The sequence below is a fragment of the Paenibacillus campi genome (assembly GCF_034659835.1).
Lineage (GTDB): Bacteria > Bacillota > Bacilli > Paenibacillales > Paenibacillaceae > Saccharibacillus > Saccharibacillus campi.
The window spans coordinates 30,717-46,243 of record NZ_JAXSQZ010000003.1 but is presented as its reverse complement, the minus strand read 5'-3'; the positions used below and the strand labels follow the sequence as shown (position 1 = coordinate 46,243).

The window sequence follows — 15,527 nt, the reverse complement described above, 5'->3', positions numbered from 1 at the left end:
CACCTCACGTTTGGACAACGCAAACACTGTATAGACAGGTCTGTTGCTGTACAAAAACCTTTTCTGTTTAATTTCGTGTTTGAAGTCCATAAACACCGAAACGGTAGCTACACGGATGAAATTCAGCTATGCTCGCTAAACAAACATAATACCCAGTCCTGCCCTCGACCGCTTGAAGGCGCTTCCCAAATACCGATGCCGGTGTTGTTGACGGTGCCAGCGTCACGGTAGCGTCCGGTACGCGGACAGTACCATGCGACCTCCAATACGACTCCTTCGATTTGTCCTAATCTTACTTTAACATACAGTCCTGTTGGACAATAGATAAACATGAATGTTTTCCCATATAGTGCTACAGCAGTATTCGCTCCGCTCAACGGTTGTTCCAGCAACATTCGTGCCGGCATGGCAGCCGCAAAATCGACGCTTTCCATCAGCGCCCGCATATGCTGCATCTGCTTTGCACCAGGACGATCCAGCGCTTGTTGCCATGTCATTATAAAAAAGCCAGCTGCTACATCGTCCCAAGCGGCATCCGATCTTCCAGCATACATCGACCATACCGAATGGTGCCCATACGTATGCCCACATGCCCCGCTAAATACCGCATAATAAGCAGCTTGTCGCACATCCGCCTCATCAAAATAACCGTTTGCCGGCTCAAAATCGATCGGAATATCTTCATAACACGGCTCCGCATCCAGCGTCGGACGTACCGGCTGTAACGCATAATCATGCTCTACTAGTCGGTAATTATCGCGCACACCGGCACCATGACTGGACTGGATCATATGCAAATCAAGCCATGCTTCGTCATGCACATAGCGCGAGGAAGATACGCCTCCTTTCGGATGAAAAGTCAGTAGCCGCTGTTCGCTGCTGCCTGTGCGAATTCCTCGTGCAAGCTGCCGGATGATGTCCAGATGATGTTCATTTTCCAATGCACGATCCCCGCCGAGCACCCAGACGATATGAGGATAATGGCTATATCGCTCCGCCAGCCAATGTCCGTAATGATACGCATTGTCCGGTTGCAGTATTTCTGGCCCGATGCCGCCAGCAAGATTGAATTTATCGCCCCAAGCGGGAAGCAAAGCGATATACAAACCGAGCGACTGTGCCAGTTCCAGCACATTATCCACATGATGCCAGTAGGAATGATCGCCTATCGTATCCGGTTGTAACGGATTAGGTTGTCCTTGTTCATCCAATAATAACGGCAAGCGCCCATTCGCTGCGGGCGTAAACAACCCATCCCGCTCTGCCAGTAATACCGTCTGAATGACGTTAAAACCTTGCTCCACACGCATCCGTAAATACTGCTCAGTCTGCGACATATCCAGCCGATGCAACAATTCCCACGCCGTATCTGCCAACCAAAAAAACGGCTGTCCATCCGCTGTTGCCAAATAACGCCGACTGGAATGAATTTGTAACGGCTGCAATAATACGCTTGCCGAAGAATTGGTCATAGGTGGTTGCTCCTTTGTTTGTCATAGCCGAACATCGTAGTACGTTGACCGAGATTGATTTAAGTTTTAAAGCTACGTTCAAGTTGTGAACGCTAGCAATGTCCGTACACGATTCAAATTTAATGATTCAAATTTAATATGGTGGAAAAACAGGACGGTGTATTCATAGTAATATCGATCAATAATGATCAGGGCGTGTACGCAAACTCGTAGGCTGTGAGCCGCACTTCACTACGGGAAGGAAATAAACGTAAGCACGGACTTCCCGCGTTTGTGATGTTCAAACACGGGATGCAATGAAAAAAGGTTTTTGCGTAGCAAAATACTTTACTGCTCAGAACGAATGATCAGCCGCGGTTCACTTGCCAGTCCAAATCGCACCATACAGTAGCGATCCACATAGATCGAATCCCCGTCAAAATTGCCGTCTGTCCAGCTCGGTTGATCGGTAAAGCTGTCCGGACCTACCATCGTCAGCTCGCCGCGTATATGATGATGTGGTCCAAGTAGATTACGGCAACTGGACAATAGCTCGATCGTCAGTTCATTGTCGCCATATTGCAGCCAATCGGTAATGTCCGCTTCATATGGTGCCCACATCCAAGTGGCGCAGTCATGACCATTGACTAGCACTCGCGCCAACACCGCATGAGGACGTTCACATACAAGCCATACTCGTTCACCTGATTGTAACTCATCTACGATGAGCGAACGGTGCAATCGAACATTGCCTGCATAAAATAACAGCCCCTGCGTAGTCAAATCTCCGGTACGCACCGTCTGCTGCGGCTCCATTAAGCGGAACGAGCCATTTGTATAAATGGCATCATAACCGTCAAACGTATAATCCTCCACACTTTGAACAGCAAAGTGACCGAGTATATACATACTTTCCAACTCAGTATCATAAAAGAGCTTATTGCCCTCCGACTCAAACGCCTCCGCTCTCGCTGCCGCTGCATACGTCGCTTCCGAATTGGCAAAATGTCCAGCCAATACAATCCGATTGGTGCCCTCATGCAGCCAACCGCTAACGTCTAAACGGCGAAAGGCGATATCGCGCCACCAGCCTAGCTCTTGTTGCTGCAACGCTTGACCATTAATCGATATTTGATACCGCTGCGGCTGCTCTAACACAAGGAACAGTTGCTGTTGTAAATAGCCGCCTGCCGCTGCATCAACTGTAAATTCAAGTTCTACATCGACCGCATGTCCGAGCTTAAGCAAATGCTGCTGTACCAAGATGATCGGTTCCGGCGCTGACCACTGTTCACCAGCGATACGCCAGCGGCAACGATCGAGTGTAATGCTGTTCAGATCGCTCAGTTCAATCTGCCAATCATACGCAGACATCGTTACGCTAGCTTGTGGTGCGGTCTCCGTATTGTTAACTCCGAAACGACTGGTGATACGGTCAGTAGATTGGCTGACTGTGCTAGTTATCATCTTATCGGATTGTGCTAGCTCTGCTGCTAACAACTTCGCTTCGGATGGCGCTATTTGGGGCGATTGTGCGGTTACGGATCGGTCTGTTGCCGCTTGCGGTGTTAGATCGGTATCCGTCGTCGGCATAACATAAGCTGTATCGCTTACACGTAGCATATACGATTGTGCCGGAGCAAAATCCAGCTCCACCCTAAATCGCAAGCATCCATTACTATAATTAGCGTACACAGGCAGCGGCTGTATCATGCCATGTTCCAGATCGATATGATCCAATCGAACAGTGGCATGATTAGAGCTAGCATCACAATGTGCAGATTGCCCAGGTAGCCGTAACTCGAATTGTGCCCGGTATCCATGCTCTCGATCCGTATTCACGATATAGACGAGTCGATCCGGCTGTGCATGAAGCGGGATTGCAGTTGAAAGCGATGACTCATTAGGCTTCATTGCTCGACTAGCGATTTTTCCAACATTGCCAGATTGCACGAGCTGGATACGACTAAGCAGCGGTGAGTCGGTCACTGGATCAAGTTCCACTAATTTCTCCTCTGCTCGCTCCATTTGTCGATAATCCGATAGACGCTGCACATGGAGCAATGTGAGCACCGATGGCACATGCTGTTCCAAATAATGCTGTAATGCCGACAATTCCAGCGGCAGGCACGGTGTACGAAGCTCCAGCTCACGGAGGCGTGTATCCTGTCTGCCATCGATGCGATCCGGCAATGTACCTAATGCGAGAATTCGTCCGCCTTGCTCGCTAAATCGTAGCAATAGTTCCAGTGTAGATGAACTTATCGTCAACATCGGCGGCAAAATAACCGTCCCATATGCCGCCTGTCCGACTATTAACCGTTTACCTTCAATCCGCCCATGACGCTCGATGATGCTTTCCGAACCATAATCGTGCTCATAATGCAGCGCGCCAAGCCATTCGCTCACCTGTACAAAGTCCTGATTAATCCGTTCCCCGCGTTCCAGTCCAAGCTTCGTATCCAGCGCGATCGTTTCATCAGCACCTTCGACCGGATGTGTATAGACGAGCCAAGACGAACGAATCGGATGCAGCAGCAAAATATCCGCCTCCACCGTGCTCTCCGCCATCAGCATCGACAATCTGCCAAAATAATCATTAAACCGCTCATATTGACTCCACCACGGCTGCTGATAATACAGTGACGGCGGATAATCCCGTTTGCGAATGCCGCGCAAACTGTATCCTTGCAAATGCTGACACATCAAATTAATACCGTGCACATACTGCCACTCTGCAATCCATTTCAGATCGGCAAACGATACATTCCACCCGCTACAGCCAAATGTTTCGGACAATACAAACTTTTTCCCTAACTGATGAGCAACAGAGCTAACTTGTTTCGGTGTGAGCGGATTGTCGATAAATCGCCCTAACCAGTCAATGCCGGGCACTTGCATATACTCATACGAAGCCATCGCATCTCCAACCGCCCCCGTCTGTGCGGTCAAATGATCTTCAGAGACGACATGCCCGGTCAAACGAATATGATGCCGTTGACACCAGTCTCCAATCTGTCCCATAAAAGACTGCGCAAACAGCCGTGTCACCAGCTGCCAGAACCGGTAACGTACTTGCTCATACCCCGCACCTTCCACAAACAACAATGGCAAATCGTCCAACATATCCGTACTATACGCTTCGGTATAACGCTGCTGTAACGTAAATGACCACGGCACCTGATTGCGCCCATATTGCGGTTCATCGGTAAAAATGCCAGCAATCGCCTGCCCAAAATGCGCGGCAAATCGCTCTGCATAACGCTCATACGTCGATTCGATAAATGCATGTACAACTTGCGCATCAAGCGTATCGATATAATACGGATTAACATCATAGTATAGACGCAGCTCTGCCAGATGAAGCTCATCTTCGGCAAGACGGATATAACGCCCTTGATGGAAGCGATACGAAGCAATAGTACGCTTCGCTTCGCTGTTGCTGTTTTCTTGGGTATTGTTTTCTTGGTTACTATTTTCTTCGGTACTGGCTGCTTGCTTATCGTGTTGTTGCTTGCTATGTTGTTGGTTGCTCTGTTCCTGGTCATTATTGTCTGTGCTGTTATCGCCAGTGCTGACACGCTCTCCTTGCTGTTCGGTATGTCGCAATGCTTCATATGCCGCCGTTTTGGCTTCAGTCGGATTTAGCCGTTCCAGCTTTAGCCATTTTTGCTGATAATCAAGCCCCAACGCTGGCACGACACCATCAGCAAAACCGCTCGGCCACCCATTTTCGTCATAACACCATACCCTCATGCCTAGCTTATGCCCTTCATCGATCCCAGCGGCAATACAATCCATCCATTCAGCGCCCATATACGGTGTTTCCAAACCAGCACGTGCGTGCATAATAAATCCACCTAGCCCTGCTTGCTTCATTTCCCGCACCTGCCGCCGAATTTCCTCCGGCTCCAACCGATCATTCCATGACCAAAATGGAATCGCCCGATATTCGGCAGGTGGGTCAAGCAAGCGCTCATACAGTTCTGTCGCCTGTAACCGAGCGGTGTCCAAATTTTGCAAGCGGGCATTCGGCTCGTACACATTTGTCTTATTCAGCGCTGTCGATGAATCCGATGTAGTGGATGGGGTAGCAAATGAAGCGGGATAGCTAACAGAGTCAAGCGCTGTATGGATGTTGAGATCGTCTGTCGTTGTGCGGCGTTCCATAAGTATTCCTCCTTTTGATCATCAAGCTGCTTTGCGGTTGTACGCTGAGTCAGCGTTTCCGAGCGTTTCCGAATGCGGATGTGGATAGGAATGGGCGGCAGAAGTTGTAACTTGCTACGGCGCAAATTGCCCGGCATTCCACGCACGCACCTGCAAATCGTCCAACGAGCGTACATGTACAATTCGTTCTTCACCAGCATCTAGCCAGTAAAATTGTTGTTTAGCCAAAGCGTAGTCTTGTGCTGCACTACTGTTCTGGTACAATTCAACCGCAACGGCAGGCTGTTGCCCACGATTGACGATACGGACGCGATAAGGATAGCGCTGCGTATCCTCGTCTGGATCGTGAAGCGGTGGTTGCTCATTCGTGTCAGCATAAAGCGATCGTTGCTCATTCGTTTTATCATGTGAACGAGTTGTATCGTGTGCACGATCATCTAGATCGTCAGCGGACGACTGCCGATCCGTTCCGGTTTGCGACCGCTCATGCAGCGCAGTCCACTCCAATTCCGTATGTGGCAAGCGGAACAGCACGCCTGGACGAGCATCAAAGTTGATCCAGTAAAATGTACGGTACACCAGCCCCCCTTCATCATACAGCTCCGATACGACTAATAAGGGCGACTCATCCAGCTTATAACCGGTTAGCTTGAGATCACCAAGCTTATACGTTTGCATAGACGGCGCATAAGCAGTAGCACTATCACTGCGGTCGGCAACTGCATGCGAATGAGCGTCCATTGCACTTATGCTATGCTGGAAGTCGCTAGAGGTAGGTGTAGCAGATTTTGCAGCCTCATTATGATCTTTTCCGCCAGCATACTCGTCGGCATGATCCGTAGTTCCGTCACATACGCCGTCCCACTGTTTGCGCATCATTTGCTGCAAATGGGCATCATACAGACGCACACATGCTTTCCACTTGCGTCCATGAAGTGCTCCCTGCTCATCGACGATATAGACAGGCACCTGTTGCGCTTGCTCCGGACGATTAAGCTGTTGGAACAGCACATATACCGCCAGCGGCGCATACGCATCTGCGGTAAAATAATGCGCTGGCTTCGGTACGCCATACCAATCGATCGTAGACCACGATACACCAGGGTACACATCATTAAGTTTGTACGTAAATACACCGGTTTGTTGTGGCCAATGGCAACGCGCTCGTTCCATTTTATGTCGCAACGCTACGACCTGAGCGAGCTGCGTCCCGATCGCAAAGCTGGACAGCGAAGTACAGTTTACAAATGAACCGGCAAACTCGGACAGTATGCGCATCTCATCCCGCGTATCAAACGCTGGCAAATGCGCATAAAAGCTTTTATTCACTGGCGGCGGCCAAATAGGCTGCTCTGCTTCCGGTAGATAGCGCCGCATCGATCCTAATCCAGGTGCAGATGCCAAACCAAATTCACTTAGCAGCCGATCATCCAGCCCTGCATAATAATCAAAGCTGTACGCCGGTGTCCAACCATTCCATACGATATGATCATGCGTACTGCCACCAAGCGGATCGGTACGGTGAAATGGACGGGTATCATCCAGTTCGATCGCCAGTCTGCCCATCATACGCATCGCTTCATGATCAAGCTCACTGCTCGTCTCGTTACCGCCGCACCACATAACTAGTGAGGGACGATTACGCAACCGCAGCGTATTACGACGCACCGTTTCTTCCAATGCTACCCGTGGCTGATTGGCATGACTGCCCCAACATGTCGGCCATTCCTGCATAATCATAATGCCAAGCCGATCACATAGATCGTAGAAATCATCCGTCTCCGGTATGCCTCCGCCCCATGCACGCATCACATTCACATGCTGCTCAGCGGCAAGTGCTAGAAAATGCGCATACCGTTCACGCCGAAAATCCATCAGCGCATCGAGCGTACACCAGCCGGTTCCTTTAGCAAATACAGGCACACCATTTACTGTAAATGTCCAGTTATATGCATCCACATGCTCGCCACCGACAAATGGCTTCATTTCGATATGACGGATGCCAAATGTCGTTTCAGTACAGGTTGCGGAGCTGGTGGAGCTGGTGGAGCTGGTGGAGCTGGTGGAGCTGGTGGAGCTGGTGGAGCTGGTGGAGCTGGTGGAGCTGGTGGAGCTGGTGGAGCTGGTGGAGCTGGTGGAGCTGGTGGAGCTGGTGGAGCTGGTGGAGCTGGTGGAGCTGGTGGAGCTGGTGGAGCTGGTTAAGTGTAACACAGCGTCAGAGCTTTTGAAGTCTACTTCTACGGGATTATGACTCACCTGCCGATTGAGCGTATGTTCCAAATTTGTCGGGTTCATGGCAGCAGTTAGCCCTTGCTCACTGCCGTATCTGCTCTCGTGTTCGCTGTCAATTGTCGCTTGTTTGGTCGGCGCCGCTGATAAGACTTGAGTATAGGAGCAATTGGTATAAGCATGCCCTTCCCCATCACCACGTAAAGCAACGAGTTTTAAGCGATATAATGCCTGTTTTCCCATATCGAGCGGCCACCAAAGTTGCGGCTCTGGAATCGTTAGCTCGATCCTTACTTGCTTGCTTTCGTTTGGATGATTAACAGCATGCATAGGCTCACTAGCTTGATGATTGTCGGCTCTAACATGATGATTTGTATACATACATTCGTCATTCCGTTGCCCTTTTCCTCCACCTTTTTTATCATGAAAATACCATTCGAAACATAGCGTTTGCCTGTTTGCAGATATACTCTCATCGGCGATATTTGTTGCTTGTTCACCGTTTTTCGTGCTTTCTTCTCCTTGCTCTAATTCAATCCAGCCATACACACGATCGCCCTGCATAGGCGTATCCGCCAATTCAAACACCAGCTCGATCCGTCCGGCATACGCATCCTCCACAGTTCGTACCGTAACAAACGGATGCTGTACATGCTGTTCTGGCAATGCTTCTAGCCGTACGCTTTGCCAAATGCCGACAGCGGGCAAGTTGACATAATGCCAACCGTAATTACAATTAAACACCATCGCTGACTGCCATACATTCCATTCATTGCCACGCGGTGCCGGATGAACTTTAACGATCAATGTATTATGCTGCTGCAACAATGCAGCCACTTCATATTCTGGGCCGCCAAAAGAACCTGTGTGTACGCCCAGCTTATGCCCGTTTAGCCACACTTCACAGCTCGGAGATACACCGTCCAATAGCAGGCGGCTACGCGCCCATCGCTCCGGTTGTTCCAATGTAAATGTACGTTTATGCCACCAAACACGATGGCTATATTCCTTTGCCAACGCTGCATTGGTGCCAAACGACGGATCAGGCAGTTTACCTGCCGCCACAAGTGCCAAATGAATGCTGCCTGGCACCTGTGCCTCGATACGATCCGTCCATTCCCCATACAGACGTTCATCATCGTCGCCTGCTTCGGCAAGCTGCCATATGCCATCCAGCTTCATACGTAGTGCAGCATCATTGGCACCGCTCCATCGCGCTTGTTGCTCGCGAGCTTCGTCCGTACCTAGTCTATACGTATGAACAGATGTAAGTGGAATATCCCACGGCGTAAACTGTGGGGCAAAAGATTGCCGATCATCATCATCTTTGCTTGTTAATTTGTCGAATGGCTGGCTGCTCATTGATTGGTTGTTGTTTATCGCTGGATCGCTGCTCATTGATCGGTTGTTGCTTATCGATGGATCGTTGCTCACGGTTTACCCCTCCCTCATCGGTGAAGGCCAGAAGCGGCAATGACCTTATATGCGGCGGCTGCCGCTTCGGTCTGCTCCTGGCCTATCCCTGTTGATGCGTATAACTGTGCATCGTTTGTGTGTTCAGATAATGTTTGTTCATTTCATTTATTGCCGCTCATGCTCGTTAAAGTGATCTATGCCATTCATCGTTTGTGATCCGTTCGGCAAATGACAGTTCGCGTTCATACAAGAAATCCAAGCGAGTCGGTACAGTCATCACAGTAGAGTGAATAGAAGTAAGTTTGAATATGCAGTGAACTTGGATCATCGATTGCAGGTAAGCTTCTGAAGATAAGCTCCGGCTCACTGTGCAATTAATTTTACATCATCGATAAATGCGGTATTATCGCCAGTCGTCGAAGTAGCAGCAAAACGAATCGTATGCTGACCTGCGGTGACGGTAAACGCATTTGTCGTATAGTTTGCATAGGTGCCCGAATTCGGGGCAAACGTGCCAACTTTGTTGTTGTCGATATACACATCAAATGTTTGCGTACCGCCTAGATTCGTACGTTTGGCACCTTTAAAATTCAGTTTGTACGTGCCTGCTGCCATCGTCAGCTGCTGCTGGATCGTACCGTTGATACCGTTATCTGTTTTTAAATAAGCGGTTTGTGTGCCTTCCGGTGCATTGGCTGCCGGGGCGAATACGCTGCCATTGCCTTGAATGCCGGAGCGACTATCAAATGTCCAGTCGCTTGTGAACGGGCCGACACGGGTTTTAGTGGAGCTGTTGGACGCGATAGTTGGCGTTTCAAAACCGCCATTTTGCAGCTCGCCTGCGACCGGTGTTTCCGGGTCAGGTGTGCTCGCTGCTTCACGAATGATCATCTTGTCCAAAAACGCCGTATGATCACCCGTATTCGATGTCGCGACGAATTTAACCGTATGCTTGCCTGCTGTCACCGTAAATGCGTTCGTCGTCAGCGTCGAGAACGAACTGGACTGCGGTGCAAAGCTACCGACCTTCTGACTGTCCACATACACGTCAAATGTTTGCACGCCATAACCGCTGCGCGTGGCGCCCTGGAAGCTTAGTTTGTACGTGCCCGCTGGGAAATTAAGCTGCTGCAACATCGTCCCATTGGTGCCGCTGTCTGTTTTTAAATAAGCGGTTTGCTGACCGGAAGGAGCGTTGGCAGCTCCAAAAGCACTGCCATTACGCTGGATGCCAGAATGCGAATCAAATGTCCAGCCATTCGTAAATGGTCCCGGCTTGATCGAACCGACTTCCGGCTTTTCAAAATCCGTATTAAAAATCGTCACCACTGGCACTTCATCCGGAATCGTTGTCGTATAAAAGCAACGTTTCGCTGTATTTGGTGCCGGATCACCGCCAAACACTTCATTCGTGCAAAGTGTGCCGTTCGTTAATGTTTTGTATTTGAAAATGCCATCCGCACCGTAAGCGACCATCGCCTGTCCGTTAAAAGCGCATGTTTTGCTTTCATAAGCACAGAACTGGTAGCCATCCGGCCCGGCGGATTGATCTAGCGTTTTGTATAACCCTGACGTTATGCCAGAGTTATCCAACCCCGACTTGATCGCAATCGCTTTCAACATGCGTGTGCCACCATTGGGCAAAATGACCGCATTGCTATATAGTGTCGACGAAGCGGTCGGTGTCGTGCCGTCGAGCGTGTAACGTATTTGCGCGCCATCGGTCGCAGTTTCGATAAATACCGCTTCCGCAGAATTGTAAATGCCTGGTGTTAAACTAAATGTTGGTGCATCGACACGGGTAGCGATATGACGCGGTACTACTTTAATCAAGGCGATGCCATAGGCACCCGTACCGTTGCCACTTGCCACACGAATCGCTACTAAGCGCTCGGTTGTCACATCAGGTGCGGTGTACAAGCCGCTGCTCGTAATCGTGCCATTATTGCTGCCAAGCACTGTCCATGTGAGATTAGTCGCTGTTAGTGTATAAGCAGATTCGGTCACCGTCTCGGCTTCGTTTGGTGCAGATTCATACGTCGCCGGCTGTTCGAGCGAACCGTTAATCGCTTGTTCACTGTCGTCTGTGCTAACAGCGGCGGAATGGTCGGTTGCTTGTGCTGTAGCCGTTTGCCTATCGTTAGTGTTCATTTGCCCGTTCGTACGGGTTGGCGGATCAGCAGCAGTTGCTTGAGCTGAGTGTGCCACTGTTTCTGTTTGCGCGAATGATGAATTTGCTATTCCGTCCGCAGTGGTAACAGCCTGTTGAGCATATGGAGCTGTAGCTTGTGGCACGGACGAAGCGGCAGCTTTGCTTGTAGCATGTTTGCTCCCATTCGACAAAGCGGCTTTTGCTTGTTGATCAGCAGTTGTCGCCGCTGCATCCGGCTCTTTTACAAAGTCGTCCAACTTGGCGGATGATGACTCCGCACCGTACGTATCTTCAGTAACGGCAGCGGCTGTGCTTGTCGTTCCGTATGCAGCATCGATCGCAGTCGCTTGTAGCTGTAATGTTTGCCCGCCGGTAACCGTCTTTTCAATCGGTGTGACTTCCACCTGAGTTTGTGGCTTAGCAGTCGTATAAATGGAGAAATGATAGCCTGTATCGGTGCTATTATCGGTAAACGACTGCTGCGCCGCAAATGTGTTTTCCACGACAGGCAATGTCGCCTGTGCATTCGGCTGCACGTCATCCCGATACGTTAGTTTGTAAAATGTTTTGTTCACGTTTGTACTGCCAAAGTTGATCGTCAATTGCTGGGCAGTATCGCCTTTAGACTCTACGAGTACGGTGTAATTGCCGTCCGCGCCACGGAATGCGGAAGCGCGTACATCGCTTGCACCACCGGTGTTCACTTTAAGCACCTGACTATGTTCAGGAATATATCGATTGAGGAATCCGGCAGCATAGTACGTTTTGCGCGGTGTACGATCAAGCGGCAATGAATGCCACATCGTATACGTGCCATTTGTATCGCCATCCGGGTCGCTCGTCCATGCCCCGTTCATTTGCCACATTAGCGCCCCGCGCAAACCATCATTGGCGGCACGAATGACCGAATTGGCAAAACCTGCGTTCCAGTTACTGCCATTCGCCCCATCATCCGCCCAGCCAAATTCGGTCATCACGACCGGTTTGGAACCGGCTGCTGTATGACGATCCGCAATAATGCTGCCCAGCCCGTCATAGCTCGTGCCGTAGACGTGGAATGTGTACGCATCAAAGGCGCTGTCTGCATTATTTTTCATATACTGCATCCAATCGAGCGCGCCGGTTTCCTCTGGGCCCCAAATTTCCACCCGGTTACGCAGCCCATCAGCGATCAGACGATTGTGCACTTTTTGAACCATTTGCGCATAATAAGCTTTTTGATCGGATGGGCCTTCAAAGTCCCAACTACCATTAGGCTCATTGTAAAACGTTAAGTATTTAATATTCGTATAGCCGCGCTGGTTTAGCAATTCATTCAGTGCTGCCGATGCCGAAACAGCGTAAGCGTCCAAATCCGCCGGTGCGCTCACATACGGGTCTTTCAAACCAGGGATATTAAACCAGCTTTGGACGGTGCTGCCGACTTTCCAGCCGAAGTTCAGCTCCACTTCCGTACCGGCTGTTTTTAATGCATCCATGTATTTGTAAAATGCTTTCATTTTGTCGCTGTTAAACGTATACGTGCCTTTCTGCGGTTCCATCCAGTCAATTTGGAACCAGACGCGTGCAGCTTTAGGTTGAATTTTCTCAATCCGGTTCGCATCCATCGCCCAGTACGCATCGTTATACCCGTAACGTGTACCTAGCTCCATCAGATTGGTCGGAATAATATTAACGCCGACACCGAGAAAATCGGATTGCACTACTTGACTCGGATCGACCGAGATCGTACGTGCTACCGTTGCCGCTTCCGCATGCTGGGTCGCACTGCCACCCCAGGCAAAAGCAGGCAACATAAGCGCCAGCGTCATCATCTGAACGCCCCAAGCGCGCCACATCGTTCTGGCTTGTCTGTTCATCGCTTCCTCTCCTTTTCACAGGCAAAATAGGGATACTGTACATGGCAAAACCGTTGATGCCTTCTCATCATAGTTGAAAGATAACGCTTACAAATTGAAGAAATCACAGAATTAATTGAAATTTATACAGAATATAAGGGAGCTGGTCAGTGGATGAAATGGAGTCGGCTTGAACAAAATGAGGATTCACTTGAAGGATTCGACTATAGTGGGAGGATGAGGGGAAATTTCGGCAATTTCGATTGTTCGTCTGGCTCGTAAGTGCGCATTAGGTAATAGGGCGGTGTACGCAAACCTGATGTTGTGCTACGGGAAGGAATAAGGGGTCGTCCGCCCGTAGCACAACAAAATCTACGAAATAGGAGCGACGGTAGATTCTCGTGTTCAAAGATGTACGATCTTTTGATGCGCAAAAATCCTTTGGATTGCCTCCTATGTTTGAAGATTGCACACACTGAAGTCGTCTTTCCCCCTTATTTCCTTCTCACAGTGAAGTGCGATTTGCAAGCATACCCGTTTGCGTACACTTCCTAAACTATATTGTCGATCATCTAAATGTATTTCCGAACGTATACTCCATTTATAACTGCAACCAACATAAAAATCAGATATACTTGAAAGAAACCAAACATATCTTGCGTATCATTCCAAGACCATATACCATCCAAGACTACACATAACGAATAAGAAACCTGCGCCATCAGCGATATGTTGTAACCGATACTCTATTAACAATGTACTAACGTGCATACTACCTTGGAGAGAAAGTAAGGTGAATCTAATGAGAATATTTGCAACTCAAAAAACCGTTCCAAATAACGAACGCCATCCAATACTACAATTACCTAAAGCCAATCTTCCAATACTCCAAATGCAGCAAGCGTTAGGTAATAAAGCGTTGACCCAACTTATGTTATCCAACCCATCTTCCACAAATAAAAAAGTAATTCAACGGGTTATTAACTCCGAGTGGGTTAAAGAGCAAGCACGCAAGTTAAACATTTCCAATGAGGTGAGAATCTTGGAACTCCCTCTAACTTCCAAACTTACTGATAAAATTAGCGCTTTAAAGGAAGTGAATAAATTAAATATCGACGATCTTGCCCAGAAAGATATAGGTGAAATTTCACATAGTCAATGGTATTCACAACAAAAAGCTCTTTCAGAATCTCCAGAAAAATCGGATGATCGCGAAGATGCAAAAAGGCTCCTTGGATTTCCTATTGAAACTCATATGAAAGAATACGATGGGGGAGGCTATCAATATAAAGATAATGTAATCATTATACTTGAAGGTGCGGAACAGAGAACATTATTTCATGAAATGGGACATTTTAAGCAGAATGAATCAAATTATAATTCTTCTAATGTACATCCTAAAATTTTGGATTATCATAACATCATTCTGTATGAAAATTTATACGAAAACCCCCAAAATAATCAAAAAGAACAGCTAAGAACATATTATTCTAATAAGCATAAAACAAATTCTAACAATTCGTGGGCTGATCTAATCACCAATTCTGCAATTACCGCTACAGAAAAAAAGCTTTTGGCTGAAATTGATGAAGCACTTAAAAACGATAAATATAAAAACTCCGCAGATGAGATCAAACAAAATTTGGTGAATGAATATTTCGTCGATAATCCAACCTAAAATCAAAACGATCAAAAATGAAACAAATACAACAATCCAGCACGTTGACCGCTTTAAATGTTAACTTTGAAATTATCCCAATCCCCCCATTGACAAGGGGACAGTTACAAAATTCAAATTAAATATGATCAAGGTGCTAATCGTTGTGTTAGCTTGATTATTTAATGAATTAACTTATTTCAATAATATCCAATAGCATCTGCTTATCTTTTCTAAACTCCCTCTTGCAATCCTTAAATTCCTGTATTACAATGAGCCTACGATTTTGACTGGTCAAACTAATCGTATCATTTATAAAAGCAAACAAACAGATGCCGATATTTCAATCATTCAATCGCATACGTAATCATCAAGTGAAACAAGCCGCACTAACGGCTACGATAAATATAACTATATTCGATGACGGGAAAGAGTACGTTATGATTCTGTTCTACAGAGAGTTGGGTCAGGTGCAAGCCAACGTTCAGAACATAACCGAAGCCATCCCCGAGAAGCAGGCTGAACTCATAGTAGGTGCTGCCGCATTTCCAGCGTTAACAGGAACACGTATTGCTAGATACGTTGCAGAGTGCCGTTTTGATCTAAAGCGGAAC

Annotated in this window: 5 protein-coding genes and 1 other annotated feature (1 of these 6 only partly in view); of the genes, 1 reads left to right on the top strand and 4 read right to left on the bottom strand. The window is 48.2% G+C overall.

What is annotated here, in order from left to right; all coding sequences use genetic code 11:
• Positions 1-122: 122 nt before the first annotated feature.
• The 4 genes from U1I11_RS09130 to U1I11_RS09115 form a co-directional block, all read right to left on the bottom strand.
• Entirely contained in the window at positions 123-1,472 is a 1,350-nt protein-coding gene (locus U1I11_RS09130; protein ID WP_322905785.1) for a glycoside hydrolase family 140 protein, read from the bottom strand.
• Between the two features lie 327 nt (positions 1,473-1,799).
• The gene (locus U1I11_RS09125; RefSeq protein ID WP_322905784.1) at positions 1,800-5,621 is read right to left on the bottom strand and encodes a glycosyl hydrolase; all 3,822 of its coding nucleotides are present in this window, start codon (positions 5,619-5,621) and stop codon (positions 1,800-1,802) included.
• A 114-nt stretch (positions 5,622-5,735) separates the two neighbouring features.
• Positions 5,736-9,284 carry a glycosyl hydrolase 2 galactose-binding domain-containing protein gene (locus U1I11_RS09120; protein ID WP_322905783.1) on the bottom strand — a complete coding sequence of 1,183 codons (3,549 nt, stop codon included), beginning with the start codon at positions 9,282-9,284 and terminating at the stop codon, positions 5,736-5,738.
• Positions 9,285-9,629: 345 nt separating this feature from the next.
• Complete coding sequence (locus U1I11_RS09115) at positions 9,630-13,277, bottom strand: chitobiase/beta-hexosaminidase C-terminal domain-containing protein (RefSeq protein WP_322905782.1); 3,648 nt, start codon at positions 13,275-13,277, stop codon at positions 9,630-9,632.
• Positions 13,278-14,058: 781 nt separating this feature from the next.
• Here U1I11_RS09115 and U1I11_RS09110 point away from each other — a divergent pair.
• Entirely contained in the window at positions 14,059-14,934 is an 876-nt protein-coding gene (locus U1I11_RS09110) for a hypothetical protein (RefSeq protein WP_322905781.1), read from the top strand.
• Between the two features lie 390 nt (positions 14,935-15,324).
• Positions 15,325-15,527: a binding site (T-box leader), on the top strand (it continues 35 nt past the right edge of the window).

Bases quoted from the DNA above. Each gene is read 5' to 3' on its own strand.
- U1I11_RS09115 (WP_322905782.1), bottom strand. From the start codon at position 13,277: ATGAACAGACAAGCCAGAACGATGTGGCGCGCTTGGGGCGTTCAGATG.
- U1I11_RS09130 (WP_322905785.1), bottom strand. From the start codon at position 1,472: ATGACCAATTCTTCGGCAAGCGTATTATTGCAGCCGTTACAAATTCAT.
- U1I11_RS09125 (WP_322905784.1), bottom strand. From the start codon at position 5,621: ATGGAACGCCGCACAACGACAGACGATCTCAACATCCATACAGCGCTT.
- U1I11_RS09110 (WP_322905781.1), top strand. From the start codon at position 14,059: ATGAGAATATTTGCAACTCAAAAAACCGTTCCAAATAACGAACGCCAT.